Genomic DNA, 21,512 nt, shown 5'->3' with positions numbered 1-21,512 from the left:
TTTTCGAGGCAAATTTCTTTTCAATTCAACCACTTGCATCCTGCGCCGAACGTACGCCGGCTTGGCGGGGGCAAAAGGGTGGTCATTGTACACAGCGACACAGAGGCTCACAAATTTGACGACGAAATGTCGCAAATACATGTCGCATTTGTGAAAGGTTTAAAGCGATCTGCTGTGCTAGTCAAAACTTTTTTAATTTTGACCGCAACGACTCAAAGACTACTGTGACGCAGACACCACAAGGCACGCGGCCCGTAAGGGCGGCGCGCACTCGTAGAAATTTTGAGGTGCTTGGAGAGGCGGCCTGGGTAAGGCCGCCGAATCTTCAGCGAGTTGTTGCCAGTTCCTGTTGGACGCTGGCGACAGTGCGAGGCCAAGGTTTACCAGCCTGAACCTTCGCTGGCAAGGCCTTGATGGCAGAAACGGCTGCATCACGATTGGCGAAGTTGCCGTAGGTGATCACGTAGAGAGGCTTGCCGTTGAGAACTTTCTTGAAATACCGGTACTCGCCGCCCTGCTCCTTGACGAAGCTTTGCGCGGCCGTTTCCGAACTGGTGCCGAGGATCTGCACCACGTAGTTGCTGGTTGGCTGACCGGCGTACCAGCTGCCACCGGCCGCTTTGGCGACGGTAACCGGCTTCTCGGCCGGTTTGGCCGCAGCAACAGGTTTGGCTGGTGCAGGAGCCGGTTTCGCCGCTGGCGCTGCCGGAGCAGGCTTGGCGGTGGCGACTTGGGTTGGCGCAGGAGTCGGTTTGGCCGCCGGAACTGGCACCGGTGTCGGCGCAGGACCTGCCGGAACACCTGCGGGTGGCGCCGAAGTGGTCACGGTTGGCGGTGTGGCGCTGGAGCCTTCCAGAGGCACACCGTCGTCGCCCTCGGTGATACCGCCAGCGGCTTCAGCCAACGGGCCGCGCATGACCGGTTGAGAGTTGCCGACCAACGGCAGCGGCATCGGCTGCGTATTACCGGCGAATTCGACGTTCGGTGCACCGCCATTGGCACCCTGTCCCAATGGCAACTGTGCCTGCTCATTGGCAGGAGCGCCGGTGGTTGGCGCCTTGTTGCGACCCGGCATCAACCAGGCGGCGGCGACCGCGACCACAACGACGGCGGAAATCGCCAATACGTGTTTCTTCGGCATGTTGAACCCCATACTTGGACGCTTGACCGCTGAGCGGCTGGCAATCATGACTTCGATCAGAGCATCGCGAGCGACCTGGTTGATATTGCCCGGCCAACCCTCGGCACTTTCGTGAATATCAGAGATCTGATCCGCGGTGAAAAGTTCGACACCCCGGCCGGCACCTTCGAGCCGTTGGTCGAGATACTCGCGGGTCTCTTCTTCGGTGTACGGCTGCAATTCGATGACGTGGAAACGTTCTTCCTCGAGGTGCAAAGCCTCGAGTTGAGCGATCAGCGACGACTCACCGAACAGGAACACATGCGGGCGACCTTCCGGTGCGCCGGCACCCAGCGCCATCAGCGCTTCGAGGGCGGATTCATCGAGCTGCTCGGCGTCATCCACCAGCAGATAGACTTCCTGACCGGTCAGTGCGAGTTGCACCACTTGATCGAGAATCGCGCCAACTTCGGCCTGAGCGACGTTCAGTGCCTGCGCAACCTGGCGCAGCACGCCAGCAGCATCGCCGGCGCCACGCGCGGAAACCACCACGCTTTGTACCGACTGCTTGTTGGTGCTGGCGACCAGCGCCTGACGCAGCAAGGTTTTGCCGCTGCCTTGCGGACCGGTGACCACAAGTAGCAATTGGCTGTAGCGCGCCAGATGATGCAATTGACCCAGCACCGGCTTGCGCTGGGCCGGGAAGAATTTGAAGCCCGGCACGCGCGGCGCGAACGGGTCATGACTTAACTGGAAGTGGCCGAGGAACGCCTCGTCGGCATGCAAACTAGTCATCGGAATCTTATTAACCTTTAAGCTGAGCCAGGGCGCGGTAATCCGCTCCCAGCGTGGCCTGTAGAACCTCATGCGGATAATCGTCGGTCACTACCGCTTCGCCCATCCGGCGCAGCAGCACCAGGCGCAGACGACCGTCGATCACTTTTTTGTCGATTGCCATGTGTTGAAGAAAATCGGCTTCGGTCATTTCCGTCGGCGGCACCACCGGCAGACCGGCTCGCTGGAACAGCCGAATGCCGCGATCACGCTCCGCGTCACTGATCCAGCCCAGACGGGCAGACATTTCCAGCGCCATCACCGTGCCAGCGGCGACCGCTTCCCCGTGCAACCAGACACCATAGCCCATGTGGGTCTCGATGGCGTGGCCGAAGGTGTGACCGAGGTTGAGCGTGGCGCGTACGCCGGTTTCTTTCTCATCGGCACCCACTACCGCAGCCTTGGCTGCGCAGGAGCGCTCGATGGCGTAAGTCAGGGCTTTCTGATCCAGCGCACGCAGGGCATAGACGTTGTCTTCAAGCCAGGTCAGGAACGGCTCATCGCAGATCAGGCCGTACTTGATAACTTCCGCCAAGCCGGCAGACAGCTCGCGCTCTGGCAGGGTTTTCAGGGACGCCGTATCAATCAGCACCACGTTCGGCTGGTAGAACGCGCCAACCATGTTTTTGCCCAGAGGATGGTTGATACCGGTCTTGCCGCCCACCGAAGAATCGACCTGAGACAGAAGGGTGGTAGGAATCTGGATGAAGTCGACGCCGCGCTGGTAACAGGCAGCAGCGAAACCGGCCATGTCGCCGATCACACCGCCGCCCAAGGCGATCACAGTGGTACGGCGGTCGTGACGTGCAGTCAGCAGACCGTCGAAGATCAGTTGCAGAGTTTCCCAGTTCTTGAAGGCTTCGCCGTCCGGCAACACCACCGAGATCACTGAGAACTGCGTCAGGCTGCGGGTCAGACGTTCGAGATAGAGCGGCGCAACGGTCTCGTTGGAGATGATTGCCACCTGCCGCCCATGGATGTGCGGAGCCAGCAGTTCGGGCTGATCCAACAAACCTTCGCCAATATGAATCGGGTAGCTGCGCTCGCCTAGATCGACCTTGAGTGTCTGCATGTGTCCCCACAGTGAAGATGGAAGCAGGCGTCCTGCCCTGAATTATTGGTTATCTGCGGCCTATAGCGGGTATGACGCCGCTCGCACGCCATCCGCCACAACCTCGACGGGCTGTGACAGGACGCCGAGGATAGCGCATTTCGAACGATGCTTTAACGGGGTGGAAGCTGCGCCAGACGATCAAGAATGTCGAGCACGACCATGCGGGGCGGCCGTTCGTCGGTTTCTACCACCAGATCGGCGATTTCCCGATAGAGCGGATCACGAATAGCCAGCAGGTCGCGCAGGGTTTTTTCCGGATTGGCCGTGCGCAGCAACGGTCGATTGCGGTCGCGCGATGTGCGTCCGACCTGCTGTTCGACGGAGGCGTGCAGGTACACCACTCGCCCGCCCTCATGCAGGGCCTTGCGATTGGCATCACGCATCACGGCGCCACCGCCGGTCGCCAACACCACGCCATCGAACGCGCACAGCTCGGCGATCATCGCCTGCTCACGGTCACGAAAGCCGGGTTCGCCTTCCTTGTCGAAGATCCACGGGATATTGGCGCCCGTGCGCAGCTCAATTTCCTTGTCGGAATCTTTGAACGGCAGGCGCAGCTCTTTGGCCAGTAACCGGCCGATGGTGCTTTTACCAGCACCCATCGGTCCTACAAGAATCAAATTTCGCACAGAATCAACGACTCACAGCAATCGCCTGGTTATTCATGATACGTGGTGTGAGAAATACCAGCAGCTCGGATTTTTTCTCCGAAACCACATCACGCCGGAAAAGGCGGCCAAGATACGGCACATCGCCAAGAAATGGCACCTTATCTACAACCTTGCTTTGAGTATTTGAGAAAACACCGCCAATCACGATGGTTTCGCCGTCGTTGACCAGCACTTTGGCGTTGACCTCGTTTTTCTTGATCGGCGGCACATCCTGCACTTTGTTCAGGTAATCCGGTTCGTCCTTGGTGACCTTGACCTCCATGATGATGCGGTTGTCTGGGGTAATCTGCGGGGTGACTTCCAATGACAGCGAGGCCTCCTTGAACGACACCGATGTCGCGCCGCTGGAACTGGCTTCCTGATACGGAATCTCGGTGCCCTTGAGGATTTTCGCGGTTTCCTTATCCGAGGTAACGACCTTGGGCTGCGAAACGATTTCACCGTTGCCGGTTTTCTCCATTGCCGTCAGCTCAAGATCGAGCAACACGTTGTCGGTGATGAAGGCGATACCGATCCCGGAAGTGTTGCCCACGGTACCCATGTCGACGAACGGCGAGTTGGTGCTGGTGCTGCCCGGCGTGCCGATGGTGGTCGATGTGCCGTTGCTCACGCCTGAAGTGTTCCAGTTGCCCTTGTTCTGGATCGAGCCGCCCCAGCGCACGCCCAGACTTTTGTCGTAATCGACGTTGGCCTCGACGATGCGCGCCTCGATCATTACCTGACGCACCGGAATATCCAGCTGCGCCACGATCCGCCGCAGTTCGTCGAGGCGATCCTGAGTCTGGTAGGCAATGATGTTATTGGTCCGCTCATCGACGGTGATCGAGCCACGCTCGTCGATTTTAGCCTCGGCACTGGTCACCGACTGGAACAACTTGGCGATGTCCGCAGCCTTGGCGTAATTCACTTGCAACAGTTCGCGGCGCAACGGCGCCAGTTCGGCGATCTGTTTCTGCGATTCCAGTTCCTGACGCTCGCGGGCAGCGATTTCATCGGCGGGAGCCACCAGCAGCACGTTGCCGATCTTGCGTTTATCCAGACCTTTGGTTTTCAGCACCAGATCCAGCGCCTGATCCCACGGCACGTTCTGCAGGCGTAAGGTGATGCCGCCCTGCACCGTGTCGCTGGCGACCAGGTTGAGGTTGGTGAAGTCAGCAATCAGTTGCAGCACCGAGCGCACATCAATGTCCTGGAAGTTCAGCGAGAGCTTTTCACCGACGTACGCCTGACGGTCGGCATTACGTTTCTGCAGGTCATCGACCGTCATCGGGCGGATGCTGACGGTTAGTTTGTTGTCGGTCTGGAAGGTGGAGTACTCGTAGGTGCCGCTGGGTTCGACAGTAATAACCGTGCGATCACCGCTCACCCCGGCATTGACGAACTGCACCGGAGTAGCAAAATCCTTGACGTCGAGGCGTACCCGCAACTTGTCTGGTAACTGCGTGCGGGTAAAGCTGAGGATGATCTTGCCGTCATGTTCCTGGATATCCGGAGCGATGGTCGGGTCGGACAGGTCGATGACCACGTTGCCCTCACCTGCCGTACCCCGCTGGAAATCCACGCCGCGAATGGTCCGGTTTTTCGGCACAAAGGCCTTGGCCGGTGCCGCAGCCGCTACCGCAGCGCGTGGTGTAACGGCTGCGACTCTCGGCGCCGCCGCCGGCGCGCCCTGCCCGACCACCACGAACAGATTGTTGCCCTCGACCCGCGTGTTGTAAGGCGCCAGTTGCGTGAGGCTGACGATCAGCCGCGTGCGGTCCTTGGCTTCGACTACCGTGGCGGTGCGTGCATTGCCGCTGCCCAGATCAAGGTTCTTGCTGGCCAACTGGCTGGCAACACCGGGCAAATCCAGGGCGATCCGCGCCGGCGATTCGGTGGTGTAGCCCTTGGGCTGTGGCGGTGGGCCGTCGAACGACAACTTCAGCTCGACGCGATCACCCGGCAACGCCGCCACGTCGAGCGTCTTCAGATTGGCCGCGAATACCATCGGCGACATCAGCGCTATCCATAGCGAAAAACCGAGGGTGGAGAAAATCCTGTTCATTGTTCGACTTCCACTATGAGTGCTCTTTCAAAGGAATGGTGCGCGGGCGCTCCAGCCAGGCGCCCTGGCCGTCCGGCACGATTTCGACCACGTCGACCTGTGTTGCGCTGATCGCGACAATGCGACCGTCGTTGCGCCCCAGGTAATCGCCGACCTTTAACCGATGTACGCCGCCAGCACCGCGCAACAACGCAAAGGAGCCGGAAACATTGGAGATCGTGCCGACCATCTCGAACTGCTCGATGTTGAAACCTTCGAGGTATTGCTTGACCCGGTTGGGGTCCGGTTTGACGTTGCGCGAGCCATGTTTCTGCCCAGCCAGATCGACGCGCACCTGGCGCGAGAACGGACTGCGCAGGTTGGCAGCGCTGTAAGTGAATGTTGGGTAAGACCGAAATGTCGGGGTTGGTTCAATCTTGCCCGCCGGGCGCAGGCGCACTTCGTTCATGTAAGCGTCGAGATCGCTGAAGTCATCGCTGCCACCACAACCGTTCAACGCAAGCAGCGTCATCGACAACGCGATGTAACGAATCGGGGTCATTTCTGCAGCCCCTTGTCGTTATAGCGATAGGTCTTGGCAAGGATGCTCATGCGCAGCTTCGGCCCACCCTCTTTATCGGCAGGAGCGAGTTCGAAGTCATGCAAGGTAACGATGCGCGGGAGCCCCGCCACGCCACTGACGAAGGTAGCAAGGTCGTGATAGGCGCCGGTGACGGTGATCTGGATCGGCAGTTCGATATAAAACTGCTGGGTGACCTCCGGCAGCAGTTTGATCTCTTCGAACTCCAGGCCGCTGCCCAGACCGGTGCGGGTGATGTCTTCGAGCAGGCCCGGCACTTCGGTATCACTGGGCAATTGTCGCAGCAACACGCCGAAGGTGTTTTCCATCTCCTTCATTTGTTGGGTGTACAGCTCAAGGTTGGCTGAAAGACGCGCCTTGCTGGCGAACTGCTCCTTGAGCGTGGCCTCTTCTTCGCGCTTGGCCTCCAGTTGGCTCTCCACATCACTGATAAAAAAGTTATAGCCGAGCGCCAATACCAGCACCATCAACAGCGCCCCGGCGATGGCTTTGACTGCCGCTGGCCACGAGCCGATATTGCTCGTATCGAGGTCGTTGAAATCGATGTCGCGCAGACTTTCCAGCCATTCGGACGGCTTCATTGCTCGTCCTCCACGGTGCGTGGCTGGGTCTGCCGCACGGTCAGCTCAAACGTGTTGGCCTGATCCACTTGACCTGCGGTCGTCGCTTTCACCTCATTGAGGCTCGGCGCGTCGAACCAGTCGGAGGCATCCAGATTGCGCATCAGCTCGGAGACCCGGTTGTTCGATTCTGCGGCGCCACTGATAGACAGAGTCTTGCCAACCATCTTCACGTCGGTGAAATACACTCCGTCCGGCAGCGTGCGTGCCAGTTGATCGAAGATCCGCCCGCTGATCTGCCGGTTGCCCTGCAAGTCCTGGATGATGCGCATGCGTTCGACCAGTTGCTGACGGCGCGCCTTGAGATCGCTGATCTGTTTGATCCGTTCGTCGACCACAGCGATCTGCTTGCCGATGTAGTCGTTGCGCGCCACTTGCCGCTCGATGGCCGCACTGATGACCTGATCGGCAATCAGCACTGCGCCGACCGAGCCGACCACCACGCCGATCAAGGCCAGCAGGAAGCGTTTGCGCCGTTCTTCGCGGCGCTCTTCGCGCCAGGGCAGGAGGTTGATCCGCGCCATCAGTCGAAACTCCTGAGCGCGAGCCCACAGGCGATCATCAGCGCCGGCGCATCGCTGGCCAGCGCGCCAGCGTTGACCTTGCTGCTCAAGGCCATGTTGGCAAACGGGTTGGCCACTTGCGTCGGCGTGTTCAGGCGCTGCTCGATCAGCCTATCCAGCCCGGGTACCGACGCCGTGCCGCCAGCCAGCAGAATGTGGTCGACGGCGTTGTATTGCCCGGAAGCGAAGAAGAACTGCAATGAACGTGAGACCTGCTGCACCAGCGCCTCACGAAACGGCTGCAAGACCTCGCTGATGTAATCGTCGGGCAGACCGCCCTGCTTTTTCGCCAACCCTGCCTGCTCGAGGGTCAGGCCATAACGACGCTGGATTTCCTCGGTCAATTGCCGACCGCCGAACAATTGCTCGCGGGTGTAGATGATCTTGCCGTTGTGCAGGACGCTGAGGGTGGTCATGGTCGCGCCGATGTCGACCACCGCCACGGTCAGACGCTCCTGAGAGGCCGCCAGTTGCGTTGCGAGCAAGCCGAACGAGCGCTCCAGTGCATAGGCCTCGACATCGACTACCCGCGCGGTCAGCCCGGCGAGAGCCAGCGCCGCTTCACGGACTTCGACGTTTTCCTTGCGACAGGCGGCGAGCAACACGTTCACCCGCTCGGGGTTGCGCGGTGATAAGCCCTGGACTTCGAAATCGATAGCGACTTCGTCCAGCGGATAGGGAATGTATTGGTCCGCTTCGATCTTGAGCTGGTTTTCCAGTTCGTCGTCGGACAGCCCGGCGTCCATTTCGATGACTTTGGTTATCACGGCGGAACCGGCCACCGCGACCGCCACGCTCTTGAGCCCGGTGCGCGCCTTGACCAGCACACGGCTCAGGGCCTGACCGACGCCTTCAAGTTCGGCAATGTTCTTTTCGACCACGGCGTTGACCGGCAACGGCTCTACCGCGTACGCCTCGACCCGGTAGCGATCACCCTGACGGCTCAGTTCCAGCAGCTTCACTGACGTGGAGCTGATGTCGATCCCCAGTAACGTATTGGCTTTTTTATTGAAGAGTCCCAGCACTACCAATTCCCTATGACTTTCCGTGAGTTACGGACTCTGTAATACGCATTGCGTTCCTTCACCCCGTCTTGACAGAAGCGCAAATGACGCCCCCAACAGAAAAGTGCTTATAATGCCCAGCGTTTTTTTCTGCTTTTTACTGCAAGCGCGGATGGTTCTGTGTGTAGCCGGAGCCCCGTCGCCAAATTCATTCTTTGCCCTGGATGTCCAAACGCCTTGATTCGTCTGCTGAAATTTTTCGGTTGGTCCATCGTCGCCGTTTTCTGCGGACTGCTTTTAGGTCTCAGCGGCGCGTTTCTTTACCTTAGTCCGGGTTTGCCGTCTGTGGAGGCTCTGCGAAGCATTCAGTTGCAGATTCCGTTGCGGGTCTACTCCAGCGACAACAAGTTGATCGCAGAATTTGGCGAAATGCGCCGCACACCGATCCGTTTCGCCGACATTCCCCCCAATTTCATTAATGCGTTACTAAGTGCTGAAGACGACAATTTCGCCAACCACTATGGCGTCGACCCGAGCAGCCTGATGCGCGCCGCGACGCAACTGGTAAAAAGCGGACACATTCAGTCTGGCGGCAGCACCATCACCATGCAGGTGGCGAAGAACTTCTTCCTGACCAGCGAACGCAGCTTCTCGCGCAAAACCACCGAAATTCTCTTGGCCCTGCAGATCGAGCGGCAGTTGACCAAGGACGAAATCCTTGAGCTGTACGTGAACAAGATCTATCTGGGCAACCGCGCTTACGGTATCGAAGCGGCGGCGCAGGTGTATTACGGCAAGTCGATCCGCGATGTCAGCCTGGCGCAGATGGCGATGATCGCAGGCCTGCCGAAAGCGCCGTCGCGCTTCAACCCGTTGGCCAACCCGGCGCGCAGTAAAGAACGTCGCGACTGGATCCTCGGGCGCATGTACAAGCTCGGCAAGATCACCGAAGCGGATTACACCGCCGCGATCAACGAACCGCTGAACGCCAGCTATCACGTGCCGACCCCGGAAGTGAACGCGCCGTACATTGCCGAAATGGCCCGTGCCGAAATGGTCGGCCGTTATGGCAGCGATGCTTACACCGAAGGTTTCCGCGTCACCACCACGGTGCCGAGCAACCTGCAGGAAATGGCCAACACCGCGCTGCACGAAGGTTTGATGACCTACGACCAGCGCCACGGCTACCGTGGCCCCGAGTCGCGCCTGCCGGGCAAGACCCGCGAAGCCTGGGCCAGCGAACTGACCAAACAACGCACTATCAGCAGCCTTGAGCCGGCCATCGTCACTCAGGTCGACAAGAACGGCCTGCAAGTGCTGACCCGCACCGGTGAAGAACACGTCGCCTGGGACACCATGAAATGGGCGCGCCCATTTCTCAACACCAACAGCATGGGCGCCAACCCGCGCCAGCCGTCGGATGTCGCGCAGGTCGGCGATCTGGTTCGCGTACAGCGCCAAAAAGACAATTCGTTGAAGTTCAGCCAGATTCCGCAGGCGCAAGGTGCGCTGGTGTCGCTGGATCCGCAGAACGGTGCGATTCGCTCGCTGGTCGGCGGTTTCGCCTTTGAGCAAAGCAACTACAACCGCGCGATGCAGGCCAAGCGTCAGCCGGGTTCGAGCTTCAAGCCGTTCGTCTACAGTGCTGCGCTGGATAGCGGCTACACCGCGGCCACGTTGGTCAACGACGCACCGATCGTGTTCGTCGACGAATACCTGGACAAGGTCTGGCGCCCGAAGAACGACACCAATACCTTCCTCGGCCCGATCCGCTTGCGTGAGGCGCTGTACAAGTCGCGTAACCTCGTATCGATCCGCTTGCTGCAAGCGATGGGCGTAGGCAAGACCATCGACTACATCACTCGCTTTGGTTTCAACAAGCAGGACCTGCCGCCAAACCTCTCGCTGGCGCTGGGTACCGCAACGCTGACGCCGATGGAGATTGCCACCGGTTGGAGCACGTTCGCCAACGGCGGTTACAAGATCACCCCGTACATCATCGACAAGATCGAAAGCCGCAACGGCGACACGTTGTTCGTTGCCAACCCGCCAACCGTGCCTCAGGGTGGTTCGGCGACGGACGGTATCGCTGCGCCGAGCACTGAGTCGTTCACGGTCAATGCCGCGCCGGTTCCGGGTGAAGCGCCGGGCAACGCTGCCGTACCGCAAGCGCCAGCCGTGGCCGAGCGCATTGTCGATGGCCGTACCACTTACATCCTCAACAGCATGTTGCAGGACGTGATCAAGCTCGGCACCGGCCGTCGCGCATTGGCCATGGGCCGCAGCGATATCGCCGGTAAAACCGGTACCACCAACGAATCGAAAGATGCGTGGTTCTCCGGGTACAACGCCGATTACGTGACCACGGTGTGGACTGGCTTCGACCAGCCGGAAAGCCTCGGTCGCCGTGAATTCGGCGGTACTGTGGCGCTGCCGATCTGGATGAATTACATGTCGGCTGCGCTGAAGGACAAGCCGCCGCACGTGCAGCCTGAGCCGGAAGGCTTGCTGAGTCTGCGCGTGGATCCGGTCAGTGGCCGTGCGGCGACGCCGAGCACGCCGGGCGCGTACTTCGAACTGTTCAAGTCTGAAGACACGCCGCCGTCGGTGAATGAACTGGGCAACGGCACCGCACCGGGCAGCCCACTGCCGGCGGATGAGCAGGCGCCGATCGATTTGTTCTGATCCGCTGACAATGAAAAGCCCCGCCTTCGCGTGAAGTGCGGGGCTTTTTATTGCCTGAGGATCAAGAGCCACCCTCACCCTAACCCTCTCCCGGAGGGAGAGGGGACTGACCGTGGGAAATTCGCGAGATACGTCGACCTGAAAGCGCATCAGCGCCTATAGATTCAACACAACACTTTCAGGTCGGCGTCACTCTCCAGCATCCCCCAATCAGTCCCCTCTCCCCCTGGGAGAGGGTTAGGGTGAGGGCCCTTGTTGATATGAAATGCGATCCTGAAAATTCCCAAAAACAAAAAAGCCCCGACTCTCACGAGCCGGGGCTTCTGTTTGAAGCGCTACAACGACTTAGCCGTTGAACACGTCATCCACGCTTTTCAGCGGGTAGTTCTTCGGATACGGCAGGGTCGCCACACCGGTCTCGATTGCGGCTTTGGCCACAGCGTCGGAGATCAGGGTGATCAGGCGCTTGTCCATTGGCTTCGGAATGATGTACTCACGACCGAATTCCAGCGGAGCACCACCGTAAGCGTCACAAACGTCCTGAGGAACAGGCAGCTTGGCCAGTTCACGCAGGGCGTTGGCGGCAGCCACTTTCATCTCTTCGTTGATGCGCTTGGCGCGAACGTCCAGAGCACCACGGAAGATGAACGGGAAGCCCAGTACGTTGTTGACCTGGTTCGGGTAGTCGGAACGGCCGGTGGCCATGATCACGTCGCTACGGGTAGCGTGCGCCAGTTCCGGGGAGATTTCCGGGTCCGGGTTCGAGCAGGCGAACACGATCGGGTTCGGTGCCATCGACAGCAGGCCTTCAGCGCTCAGCAGGTTCGGGCCGGACAGACCGACGAACACGTCAGCGCCTGCCAGTGCGTCAGCCAGGCTGCGCTTGTCGGTAGCGTGAGCGAATACCGCTTTGTACTGGTTCAGGTCGTCACGGCCGGAGTGGATCACGCCGGTACGGTCAACCATGAAGATGTTTTCGATGCGAGCGCCCATGCTCACCAGCAATTTCATGCAGGAGATGGCCGCAGCGCCAGCGCCCAGGCAAACAATCTTGGCGTCCGGCAGGGTTTTGCCAGCGATTTCCAAGGCGTTGATCATGCCCGCAGCGGTCACGATCGCGGTGCCGTGCTGGTCATCGTGGAACACCGGAATGTCGCACTGCTCGATCAGAGCACGTTCGATCTCAAAGCACTCAGGCGCCTTGATGTCTTCCAGGTTGATGCCACCGAAGGTGATGGAGATGCGTTTTACGGTGTCGATGAAGGCTTGCGGGCTTTCGGAGTCGACTTCGATGTCGAAAACGTCGATGCCGGCGAAGCGCTTGAACAGTACGCCTTTACCTTCCATCACTGGCTTGGAAGCCAATGGGCCGAGGTTGCCCAGGCCGAGAATCGCGGTGCCATCGGAAATGACTGCAACCAGGTTGCCCTTGCCGGTGTATTTGTAGGCCAGTTCAGGATCGCGAGCGATCTCACGCACTGGTTCAGCTACGCCGGGGCTGTAGGCCAGCGACAAGTCGCGAGCGGTAGCAGTGGCCTTGGTGAGCTCGACACTCAGCTTCCCTGGACGAGGATTGGCATGATATTCGAGAGCGGCAGTTTTCAGATCAGACATTTTGGCATTCCGCTTTTTACTGTTGGACAGACTGGTCAGCGAGGATACGCGCCTCGCAAAGTCCCCACAAGACTGAGCAGTCACCCCTGTCAAGCGCCCTGCCCTACGACTTTGGGCCAAGAGCCACGGCGCACAAGGGCTTGACTGTTCACAATCGACAGAAAAAATGTCTACAATTTTTCTTCAGCGCGGCGTTTGCAACATTGAAGGATCCGTCAGCGGAAGTAGCCAGCGTGACTGACCGGATTGCAATCCGCCGCGCCGCGAACGATCAACGATCCAGCCGCGAGCCTCGATCTGCTTGCCTTTCAGCGCTTGCAAACGGACATTGTCGAATTGTCCGACCAGATTGGGTGCAACGCGCAATACAAGCGCATCCTGCAACTCGATCCAGATTCCGCCACGATTGCGCTGAACCTTGCTCACACGCCCACTGATCACGGCGAAACCCGAGCGCTGGATCTGCTCCGCTTTCAGTACAGGCGATTGCCGCCAGAGGCCCAGCCCGGCCTTTCGCGCACTGCGTTCGGCGGCCTGCTGGCAGGCAACAAGATCGACATTCGGCGCGACCGCGACCTGGAAACCGAGGCCATCGGCGAGCATTTGCGCTTCGAGATTGGCGCCGCTGGCGCTGTAAATATGCGCGAGCGTACGCCCGTAATGGTCTTTTGCCTGCTTGCCAGGCAGCAAACCGACGCGTCCGCCACTGGCATCGACCAGCGCTTGCAGGCGTTTGCGTGCCGCTACGGCAAACGGTTCGTCGCTGCGACCCTGCTTGCCCAGCTCAGGCGTGTTGAGACCGATCATCCGCACGCTGCGACCATCGCTCAGACGCAGCGTGTCGCCATCGACCACACGCTGTACCGTGACGCTGGCCAGTCCCGCAGGCGCCGGGCAGAAGGCCTGCACGCCGGTTAGCCAAATCGCGGACACAAAAAAGGCGCCCGCGAGGGACGCCTTTTTCAGCAACGAGGAAAAGCCCACCGGGCCCTTCAACCTTACTCTGCAGCAGCAGGTTTCTTGCCGAAAGCACCGAAACGGTCTGCGAAGCGCTGAACGCGGCCGCCAGTGTCCAGAGTCTTCTGCTTACCGGTGTAGAACGGGTGGCATTCGTTGCAAACGTCGATTGGCAGAGCTTTGCCGAAAGTCGAACGAGTTTCGAACTTGTTGCCACAGCTGCAGGTAACAGCGATGACTGGGTAATTCGGGTGGATATCAGCTTTCATGGTGTCTTCCTCAGCTAGCGTGCCGCCACCCAACACTATTGTTGAATACCGCACGTAATTAGGCCGCGGATTCTACCAGACCTTTTCAAACACGCAAGCTGTCACCGAGACCGACCGTCTGCTAGGCTCCCGACCTTGAACGCATTCCTCTGTGGGAGCGAGCTTGCTCGCGAATGCGTTGTGTCAGTCAATGTTCAAGCGCCTGATACACCGCCTTCGCGAGCAAGCTCGCTCCCACAATTGATCTGCGCTCAGCCCTTATTTTGCGTTTATCGAGATCCCCCCGCGTGCCCGACGCCATTCTGCGCCTAGCCCTGCCTTCACCCTTGCGCCGCCTGTTCGACTATCGAGCCCCGGCCGGCGTGCTGCGTGAACAATTGCAGCCGGGCATGCGCCTGCGGGTACCGTTCGGTCGGCGCGAGATGATCGGGATTCTGGTCGAGGTCACCGACACCAGCGAAGTGCCGGTGGAGAAACTCAAACCGGCGCTGGCCTTGCTCGATGCGACGCCGCCGCTGCCGCCAGCGCTGTTCAAGCTCTGCCTGTGGACGTCGCAGTATTATCAGCACAGCCTCGGCGACACCCTGAGCTGGGCGTTGCCGGTGCTGTTGCGCCAAGGCGAACTGGCCGAAGCCCGGCAAGAGCGTTTCTGGTCCGCCGTCCCCGGCGCCAGCCTTGAAGATCCACGCATCGCCCGCGCGCCGCGCCAGCGTGAAGCACTCGCGACGCTGGCCCAGCACCCGCACGGCGTCGCCCATCAGTTGCTGAGCAAACTGATGTTGAGCAAAGACAGTCTCGATCTGCTGCTGGCCAAAGGTCTGGTGCAAGTCGAGATCCGCCGCCACGCACCGGGCGCGCGTCACGAACACTGGCTGGCGCAACCGGAATTGCCGCTGAACACCGAACAACGCGCCGCGTACGAAGCGATCCGCGCCGGTTTCGACAGTTATCATGCGTTCCTGCTGGCCGGGGTCACCGGCAGCGGCAAGACCGAAGTCTATTTGCAACTGATCCGCGAAACCCTCGAAGCCGGCAAGCAGGCCTTGGTACTGATCCCGGAGATCAACCTCGGCCCGCAGACCCTGGCGCGCTTCGAGCAACGCTTCAACGCGCGGATCGCCCTGCTGCACTCGGCGGTCAATGACCGCGAGCGCCTCGACGCCTGGCTCGCAGCGCGCGATGGCGAGGCCGACATTATTATCGGCACCCGCTCGGCGCTGTTCACGCCGATGAAGAACCCCGGGCTGATCATCATCGATGAAGAGCACGACGGCTCTTATAAACAGCAGGAAGGGCTGCGTTACCACGCCCGTGATCTGGCGCTGGTGCGCGCGCGGCAGGAAAACATCCCGATCGTGCTCGGCTCCGCCACGCCATCGCTGGAAAGCCTGCACAACGCCTACACCGGTCGCTATGGCTTGCTACGCCTGAATGAACGCGCGGGCGGCGCCAAGCAGCCGCGCTTCCTGCGTCTGGATGTGAAAAGCCGTCCACTGGACAGTGGGATTTCCGGGCCGATGCAGCAAGCCATCGGTCAGACGCTGGCGAATGGGCAACAGGTGTTGGTGTTCCTCAACCGTCGCGGCTTTGCGCCAACGTTGCTCTGCCACGACTGCGGCTGGATGTCCGAGTGTTCACGTTGCGATGCGCGGATGACCGTGCACCAGCGTTACGGCGAATTGCGCTGCCACCATTGTGGCTACGTCGAGCGCACGCCGCGCCAATGTCCGAAGTGCAACAAGGTTGATTTGCGGCCCGTGGGTGCTGGCACCGAGCGCGCCGAAGAGCGATTGGCAATCCTGTTCCCCGATTATCCGGTGCTGCGCGTCGACCGCGACAGCACGTCACGCAAAGACGCGATGAATCAACTGTTCGCGACGATCCAGAAGGGCCAGCCGTGCATTCTGGTCGGCACGCAAATGTTGGCCAAAGGGCACCACTTTCCACGGGTGACGCTGGTGTCGATCCTCGATGCTGACGGCGGCTTGTTCTCCGGTGACTTCCGCGCCAGCGAGCGCATGGCGCAGTTGATCGTGCAGGTGGCCGGGCGCGCCGGGCGAGCCGAAGAACCGGGCAAGGTGATTATCCAGACCCACCTCGCCGACCATCCTTTATTGGTGCAACTCACCGAACAAGGCTATTTCGCCTTTGCCGAGCAGGCCTTGAGCGAGCGCCGGGCCGCCGGACTGCCGCCGTTTGCGCATCTGGCGCTGTTGCGTGCCGAAGCGCACAAGCCGGGGCAGGCGGAAGGTTTTCTTGATGAGGCGTGCAGCGAGGCCGAACGCTTGCTGGCCGAGCAGAGTCTGAGCGGGATTGAATTGCTCGGGCCGGTGCCGGCGCCCATGGAGCGGCGCGCCGGGCGTTATCGCGCACAGTTGTTGTTGCAGGCGACAGCGCGGGCGCCGTTGCACCGGTTGCTGGCGAGCTGGTTGCTGGTGCTTGAGCAAATGCCGAGTGGGCGGGCGGTGCGTTGGTCGCTGGATGTCGACCCTGTAGATTTGTATTGATAGAAAGATCGCCGTCGCGAGCAGGCTCGCTCCTACAGGGATTGCACCGACCTCGTTCGCGAAAGTGATCTATTTGTCACCGCACATCCACATCCTGCCTGCTAAGGTTGGCAAGCCCGTCTTCGCAACGGATAATGCCCAGTTTTTCCACCCGCGCATCGATGCGCCCGCCGCGCTTGCGGTCGAAAGAGAAGACCATGAAAGACACCATTCGCCAGCTGATCCAACAAGCCCTCACCCAACTCGTCAACGAAGGTGTGTTGCCTGAAGGCCTGACGCCGGCGATCCAGGTGGAGAACGCCCGCGACAAGACGCACGGCGACTTCGCCAGCAACATCGCCATGATGCTGGCCAAGCCTGCGGGCATGAAGCCACGCGATCTGGCGGAAAAAATCATCGCCGCGCTGCCGGCTGACGAGAACGTCACCAAGGCCGAAATCGCCGGCCCGGGCTTCATCAACTTCTTCCAGAACACTCAGGCGCTGGCCTCGCGTCTCGACGCTGCATTGGCTGATGCCCATGTTGGCGTACGCAAGGCAGGCCCGGCGCAGCGCACCGTGGTCGACCTGTCGGCACCGAACCTGGCCAAAGAGATGCACGTCGGCCACTTGCGCTCGACGATCATCGGCGACGGCGTGGCCCGTGTTCTTGAATTCCTCGGCGACGAAGTGATCCGTCAGAACCACGTCGGCGACTGGGGCACCCAGTTCGGCATGCTGATGGCGTATCTGCAGGAAAACCCGATCACCAGCGACGAGCTGTCTGACCTGGAAAACTTCTACCGCGCCGCCAAGCAGCGTTTCGACGAATCCGCAGAATTCGCCGACCGCGCCCGTGGTCTGGTGGTCAAGCTGCAGGCCGGCGATGCCGAGTGCCTGGCGCTGTGGACCAAGTTCAAGGACATCTCGCTGTCGCACTGCCAGAAGATCTACGAACTGCTCAACGTCAAACTGACCATGGCCGACGTGATGGGCGAAAGCGCCTACAACGACGACCTGATCAACGTGGTCAACGATCTGAAAGCCGCTGGCATGCTGGTCGAGAGCAACGGCGCCCAATGCGTGTTCCTCGACGAGTTCAAGAACGCCGACGGCGACCCGCTGCCGGTGATCATCGTCAAGGCTGACGGCGGTTACCTGTACGCCACCACTGACTTGGCCGCCGTGCGCTACCGCAGCGGCAAACTGAAAGCCGATCGCGCGCTGTACTTCGTCGATCAGCGTCAGGCCCTGCACTTCCAGCAAGTGTTCGCCGTAGCGCGCAAGGCCGGTTTCGTCACCCATCCGATGGAAATGGAACACATGGGCTTCGGCACCATGAACGGTGCCGACGGCCGTCCGTTCAAGACCCGTGACGGCGGCACCGTGAAGCTGATCGATCTGCTGACCGAAGCGCAGGAACGCGCCTACAGCCTGGTGAAAGAGAAGAACCCGGAGCTGGCCGAAGACGAACTGCGCAACATCGCCAAAGTCGTCGGCATCGGCGCGGTGAAGTACGCCGACCTGTCGAAGCACCGCACCAGCGACTACAGCTTCAACTTCGACCTGATGCTGAACTTCGAAGGCAATACCGCGCCGTACCTGCTGTACGCCTACACCCGCGTCGCCGGTGTGTTCCGCAAACTGGGCAAGGACTTCAGCGAAGTCGATGGCCAGATCGTCCTGGAAGCGGCGCACGAACAAGAGCTGGCGGCAAAACTGGCGCAGTTCGGCGAAGTGCTGAACAACGTGTCCGACAAAGGCACGCCGCACATTCTCTGCACTTACCTGTACGACGTTGCCGGCCTGTTCTCCAGCTTCTACGAGAACTGCCCGATCCTCGCCGCCGAGACCCCGGCCCAGATGCAGAGCCGTCTGCGCCTGGCCGCGCTGACCGGTCGCACCCTCAAGCAAGGCCTGGAGCTGTTGGGTCTGGAAACTCTGGAGCGTATGTAAGTTGGCTGCCAAGAAAAAACCTGCACCCAAGCGTGGCGCCAGCCGTTACCAAGCTCCTGCGAAGCAACCGATTCCGGGCTGGCTGTGGATGGCCATCGGCCTCACGGTCGGCGCGTTCATCGTGTTTCTGATGAAGCTGGAGCCGGGCAAGGGCAGCGACACGGTCAAGCGTGAGAAGGTCGAGCAGGCGCAACAGCAGAAAGCGTCGAAGATCGCCGAGGCCAACAAGACCCCGCCGAGCCCGACGCAACCGGTGAAGCCGAAGTACGACTTCTACACCCTGTTGCCGGAATCGGAAGTGATCGTGCCGCCGGACGCCGTGCCGGAGAAGACCTTGCCGACGCCGCAAGTGCCGGCCATCCCGACCACGCCGGTGACCCCGGCGGAAGCGGCGAAGATCGACACCGCGCGCGCGCAGGCAGCCCTGGCCGGGATTACCCCGCCGCCAGCGCCACCAGTGAGCAAAGCGGCGCCGGTGACCAAGTTCTTCCTCCAGGCCGGCTCGTTCCGCAAGGAAACCGATGCCGATAAAGTCCGCGCGCAGATCATTCTGCTCGGTCAGGCGGTGGCGGTTGAGTCCGGCACGGTGAAGGATGAAACCTGGTATCGCGTTTTGGTCGGCCCGTTCAGCAACCGCGAACAGCTGACTACTGCGCAGAAACAACTGGCTGGCGCAGGCTTCAGCAATCTGTTGTTACAACAACGCCAGAGCCGCTGATTTCGTCAGTAGCACCGCGTCATCGTTCTTCGCGAGCAGGCTCGCTCCCACAGGATATGCGCTAATCCTGTGGGAGCGAGCTTGCTCGCGAAGGCGTCATAACCAGCACCACAAAATTCTGATCTGCCCTGCGCCGTTCGTCCCTCCGCACCCTCCCCGGTTGAAATCCTCTCCAGCACCCCCATATGAATGGGCATAAGGCACTTTCGCCCCGCTGTGTGGAGACTCTTCCCTTGACCACCATCGTTTCAGTCCGCCGTCACGGCAAAGTCGTCATGGGCGGCGACGGCCAGGTTTCTCTCGGCAATACCGTGATGAAAGGCAACGCGAAAAAAGTCCGTCGCCTGTACCACGGCCAGGTCATCGCCGGTTTTGCCGGTGCCACCGCCGACGCCTTTACCCTCTTCGAACGTTTCGAAGGCCAACTTGAAAAACATCAGGGCCACCTGGTGCGCGCCGCTGTCGAACTCGCCAAAGAATGGCGCACCGACCGCTCCCTGAGCCGCCTCGAAGCGATGCTCGCGGTCGCCAACAAAGATGCTTCGCTGATCATCACCGGCAACGGTGACGTGGTCGAACCCGAAGACGGCCTGATCGCCATGGGTTCCGGCGGCGGCTATGCTCAGGCTGCGGCCAGCGCCCTGCTGAAAAAGACCGACCTGTCGGCCCGCGAAATCGTCGAAACCGCCCTTGGCATCGCCGGCGACATCTGTGTATTCACCAACCACACTCAGACCATTGAGGAGCAGGATCTCGCTGAATAAGCCTGACGCGGCCCTGTGCCACGGCTTGTTTCTGCTTGAGGACCGTCAATTATTATGTCCATGACTCCCCGCGAAATCGTCCACGAACTCAACCGCCACATCATCGGCCAGGACGATGCCAAGCGCGCCGTCGCGATTGCCCTGCGCAACCGCTGGCGCCGCATGCAGCTGCCTGAAGAGCTGCGCGTTGAAGTGACCCCGAAGAACATCCTGATGATCGGCCCGACCGGTGTCGGTAAAACCGAGATCGCCCGTCGTCTGGCGAAACTGGCCAACGCGCCGTTCATCAAGGTCGAAGCGACCAAGTTCACCGAAGTCGGCTACGTTGGTCGTGACGTCGAATCGATCATCCGTGATCTGGCCGACGCCGCGATCAAGATGCTCCGTGAGCAGGAAATGACCCGTGTTCGCCATCGCGCCGAAGACGCTGCCGAGGATCGTATCCTCGACGCACTGCTGCCGCCGGCCCGCATGGGCTTCAGCAATGAAGAAGCGCCGAGCAGCGATTCCAACACCCGTCAGCTGTTCCGCAAGCGCCTGCGCGAAGGTCAGCTGGACGACAAGGAAATCGAGATCGAAGTCGCTGAAGTTGCCGGCATCGAAATCGCCACGCCGCCCGGCATGGAAGAGATGACCAACCAGTTGCAGTCGCTGTTCGCCAACATGGGCAAGGGCAAGAAGAAGGCGCGCAAGCTCAAGGTCAAAGAAGCGCTGAAGCTGGTGCGCGACGAAGAAGCCGGGCGTCTGGTCAACGAAGAAGAGCTGAAGGCCAAGGCGCTGGAAGCCGTTGAACAGCACGGCATCGTGTTCATCGACGAAATCGACAAAGTCGCCAAGCGCGGTAACGTCGGTGGCGCGGATGTGTCCCGTGAAGGCGTACAGCGCGACCTGCTGCCGCTTATCGAAGGCTGCACCGTCAACACCAAACTGGGCATGGTCAAGACTGACCACATCCTGTTCATCGCGTCCGGTGCGTTCCACCTGAGCAAGCCGAGCGATCTGGTGCCTGAGTTGCAAGGTCGCCTGCCGATCCGCGTTGAACTCAAAGCGCTGAGCCCGTCGGACTTCGAACGCATCCTCAGCGAACCGCATGCCTCGCTCACCGAGCAATACTGCGCGCTGCTGAAAACCGAAGGCCTGAACATCCAGTTCCAGCCCGAAGGCATCAAGCGTCTGGCGGAGATCGCCTGGCAGGTCAACGAGAAGACCGAGAACATCGGTGCCCGTCGCTTGCACACGCTGCTGGAGCGTCTGCTCGAAGAGGTGTCGTTCAGCGCCGGCGATCTGGCCAGCTCCCACGATGAGAAGCCGATTCTGATCGACGCCGAATACGTCAACAGCCACCTCGGCGAATTGGCGCAGAACGAAGACCTGTCCCGTTATATCCTGTAAGCCATACTTACAGCAGTAGCGGACCCTGTGGGAGCGAGCTTGCTCGCGAAGAGGCCGTGTCAGTCGACATCAGTGTTGTCTGACACACCGCTTTCGCGAGCAAGCTCGCTCCCACATTTGCT

General features: G+C 60.4%; 18 protein-coding genes. 6 read left to right on the top strand and 12 right to left on the bottom strand.

The genetic code is table 11. The features are described from left to right. Positions 1–325 precede the first annotated feature (325 nt). From HUW52_RS03240 to HUW52_RS03205, 8 genes are all read right to left on the bottom strand, one after another. Positions 326–1,915 (bottom strand): AAA family ATPase, encoded by a 1,590-nt coding sequence (locus tag HUW52_RS03240; protein WP_016983857.1) that lies wholly within the window; start codon positions 1,913–1,915, stop codon positions 326–328. 10 nt (positions 1,916–1,925) lie between these two features. Continuing rightward, a complete protein-coding gene (aroB, locus tag HUW52_RS03235; RefSeq protein WP_175552959.1) occupies positions 1,926–3,026 on the bottom strand; it encodes a 3-dehydroquinate synthase in 1,101 nt (366 codons plus the stop codon). 152 nt (positions 3,027–3,178) lie between these two features. Further along, the gene (gene aroK / locus HUW52_RS03230; RefSeq protein WP_011332081.1) at positions 3,179–3,697 is read right to left on the bottom strand and encodes a shikimate kinase AroK; all 519 of its coding nucleotides are present in this window, start codon (positions 3,695–3,697) and stop codon (positions 3,179–3,181) included. Positions 3,698–3,701: 4 nt separating this feature from the next. Further along, positions 3,702–5,783 carry a type IV pilus secretin PilQ gene (pilQ, locus tag HUW52_RS03225; protein WP_175552958.1) on the bottom strand — a complete coding sequence of 694 codons (2,082 nt, stop codon included), beginning with the start codon at positions 5,781–5,783 and terminating at the stop codon, positions 3,702–3,704. A 13-nt stretch (positions 5,784–5,796) separates the two neighbouring features. Beyond that, on the bottom strand, positions 5,797–6,324 hold the full coding sequence (locus HUW52_RS03220; protein WP_175552957.1) for a pilus assembly protein PilP: 528 nt from the start codon (positions 6,322–6,324) through the stop codon (positions 5,797–5,799). Beyond that, positions 6,321–6,944 (bottom strand): type 4a pilus biogenesis protein PilO, encoded by a 624-nt coding sequence (pilO, locus tag HUW52_RS03215; RefSeq protein ID WP_016983853.1) that lies wholly within the window; start codon positions 6,942–6,944, stop codon positions 6,321–6,323. Before pilO ends, HUW52_RS03220 begins: the two co-directional genes overlap by 4 nt. Continuing rightward, entirely contained in the window at positions 6,941–7,507 is a 567-nt protein-coding gene (locus HUW52_RS03210; protein WP_123449350.1) for a PilN domain-containing protein, read from the bottom strand. The genes pilO and HUW52_RS03210 overlap by 4 nt, the downstream gene beginning before the upstream one ends. Beyond that, positions 7,507–8,571, bottom strand: coding sequence for a pilus assembly protein PilM (locus HUW52_RS03205; protein ID WP_016983851.1), 1,065 nt, complete (start codon positions 8,569–8,571; stop codon positions 7,507–7,509). Before HUW52_RS03205 ends, HUW52_RS03210 begins: the two co-directional genes overlap by 1 nt. Before the next feature lie 219 nt (positions 8,572–8,790). Here HUW52_RS03205 and HUW52_RS03200 point away from each other — a divergent pair, with 219 nt between their 5' ends. Further along, positions 8,791–11,235 carry a penicillin-binding protein 1A gene (locus HUW52_RS03200; protein ID WP_371929253.1) on the top strand — a complete coding sequence of 815 codons (2,445 nt, stop codon included), beginning with the start codon at positions 8,791–8,793 and terminating at the stop codon, positions 11,233–11,235. Positions 11,236–11,580: 345 nt separating this feature from the next. On the opposite strand, the gene HUW52_RS03195 is transcribed toward HUW52_RS03200, so the two are convergent. The 3 genes from HUW52_RS03195 to rpmE form a co-directional block, all read right to left on the bottom strand. Continuing rightward, the gene (locus HUW52_RS03195) at positions 11,581–12,849 is read right to left on the bottom strand and encodes a malic enzyme-like NAD(P)-binding protein (protein ID WP_102899524.1); all 1,269 of its coding nucleotides are present in this window, start codon (positions 12,847–12,849) and stop codon (positions 11,581–11,583) included. A 183-nt stretch (positions 12,850–13,032) separates the two neighbouring features. Beyond that, on the bottom strand, positions 13,033–13,833 hold the full coding sequence (locus tag HUW52_RS03190) for a thermonuclease family protein (protein ID WP_175552956.1): 801 nt from the start codon (positions 13,831–13,833) through the stop codon (positions 13,033–13,035). Between the two features lie 14 nt (positions 13,834–13,847). Next, positions 13,848–14,075: a 50S ribosomal protein L31 gene (rpmE, locus tag HUW52_RS03185; protein WP_016984589.1), complete on the bottom strand. Its 228-nt coding sequence runs from the start codon at positions 14,073–14,075 to the stop codon at positions 13,848–13,850. Positions 14,076–14,362: 287 nt separating this feature from the next. Between rpmE and HUW52_RS03180 the strand changes: the two genes are divergently transcribed. After that, a complete protein-coding gene (locus HUW52_RS03180) occupies positions 14,363–16,582 on the top strand; it encodes a primosomal protein N' (RefSeq protein ID WP_175552955.1) in 2,220 nt (739 codons plus the stop codon). Between the two features lie 76 nt (positions 16,583–16,658). Here the strand turns inward: HUW52_RS03180 and HUW52_RS30230 are convergent, their stop codons facing one another. Next, positions 16,659–16,781: a hypothetical protein gene (locus HUW52_RS30230; RefSeq protein ID WP_016984591.1), complete on the bottom strand. Its 123-nt coding sequence runs from the start codon at positions 16,779–16,781 to the stop codon at positions 16,659–16,661. On the opposite strand from HUW52_RS30230, the gene argS reads away from it, so the two are divergent. The 4 genes from argS to hslU all read left to right on the top strand — a co-directional run bounded on the left by argS (position 16,780) and on the right by hslU (position 21,390). Beyond that, positions 16,780–18,516, top strand: coding sequence for an arginine--tRNA ligase (gene argS, locus HUW52_RS03175; RefSeq protein WP_175552954.1), 1,737 nt, complete (start codon positions 16,780–16,782; stop codon positions 18,514–18,516). The genes HUW52_RS30230 and argS overlap by 2 nt on opposite strands. 1 nt (position 18,517) lies before the next feature. Then, positions 18,518–19,234 carry an SPOR domain-containing protein gene (locus tag HUW52_RS03170; protein WP_007909385.1) on the top strand — a complete coding sequence of 239 codons (717 nt, stop codon included), beginning with the start codon at positions 18,518–18,520 and terminating at the stop codon, positions 19,232–19,234. Between the two features lie 233 nt (positions 19,235–19,467). After that, positions 19,468–19,998, top strand: a complete 531-nt coding sequence (hslV, locus tag HUW52_RS03165; RefSeq protein WP_016984593.1) for an ATP-dependent protease subunit HslV — start codon at positions 19,468–19,470, stop codon at positions 19,996–19,998. Positions 19,999–20,052: 54 nt separating this feature from the next. Next, positions 20,053–21,390 (top strand): ATP-dependent protease ATPase subunit HslU, encoded by a 1,338-nt coding sequence (gene hslU / locus HUW52_RS03160; protein WP_175552953.1) that lies wholly within the window; start codon positions 20,053–20,055, stop codon positions 21,388–21,390. Positions 21,391–21,512 lie beyond the last annotated feature (122 nt).

Source organism: Pseudomonas sp. 43A, from assembly GCF_013363935.1.
GTDB classification, from domain to species: Bacteria; Pseudomonadota; Gammaproteobacteria; order Pseudomonadales; family Pseudomonadaceae; genus Aquipseudomonas; species Aquipseudomonas crudilactis.
The sequence above is the reverse complement of the archived record's forward strand: the minus strand, read 5'-3'. Positions and strand labels throughout refer to the sequence as shown.

Coding starts and splice junctions, on each gene's coding strand:
- HUW52_RS03240 (WP_016983857.1), bottom strand. CDS start 1,915: ATGACTAGTTTGCATGCCGACGAGGCGTTCCTCGGCCACTTCCAGTTA.
- aroB (WP_175552959.1), bottom strand. CDS start 3,026: ATGCAGACACTCAAGGTCGATCTAGGCGAGCGCAGCTACCCGATTCAT.
- pilQ (WP_175552958.1), bottom strand. CDS start 5,783: ATGAACAGGATTTTCTCCACCCTCGGTTTTTCGCTATGGATAGCGCTG.
- HUW52_RS03220 (WP_175552957.1), bottom strand. CDS start 6,324: ATGACCCCGATTCGTTACATCGCGTTGTCGATGACGCTGCTTGCGTTG.
- pilO (WP_016983853.1), bottom strand. CDS start 6,944: ATGAAGCCGTCCGAATGGCTGGAAAGTCTGCGCGACATCGATTTCAAC.
- HUW52_RS03210 (WP_123449350.1), bottom strand. CDS start 7,507: ATGGCGCGGATCAACCTCCTGCCCTGGCGCGAAGAGCGCCGCGAAGAA.
- HUW52_RS03195 (WP_102899524.1), bottom strand. CDS start 12,849: ATGTCTGATCTGAAAACTGCCGCTCTCGAATATCATGCCAATCCTCGT.
- rpmE (WP_016984589.1), bottom strand. CDS start 14,075: ATGAAAGCTGATATCCACCCGAATTACCCAGTCATCGCTGTTACCTGC.
- argS (WP_175552954.1), top strand. CDS start 16,780: ATGAAAGACACCATTCGCCAGCTGATCCAACAAGCCCTCACCCAACTC.
- HUW52_RS30230 (WP_016984591.1), bottom strand. CDS start 16,781: ATGGTCTTCTCTTTCGACCGCAAGCGCGGCGGGCGCATCGATGCGCGG.
- hslU (WP_175552953.1), top strand. CDS start 20,053: ATGTCCATGACTCCCCGCGAAATCGTCCACGAACTCAACCGCCACATC.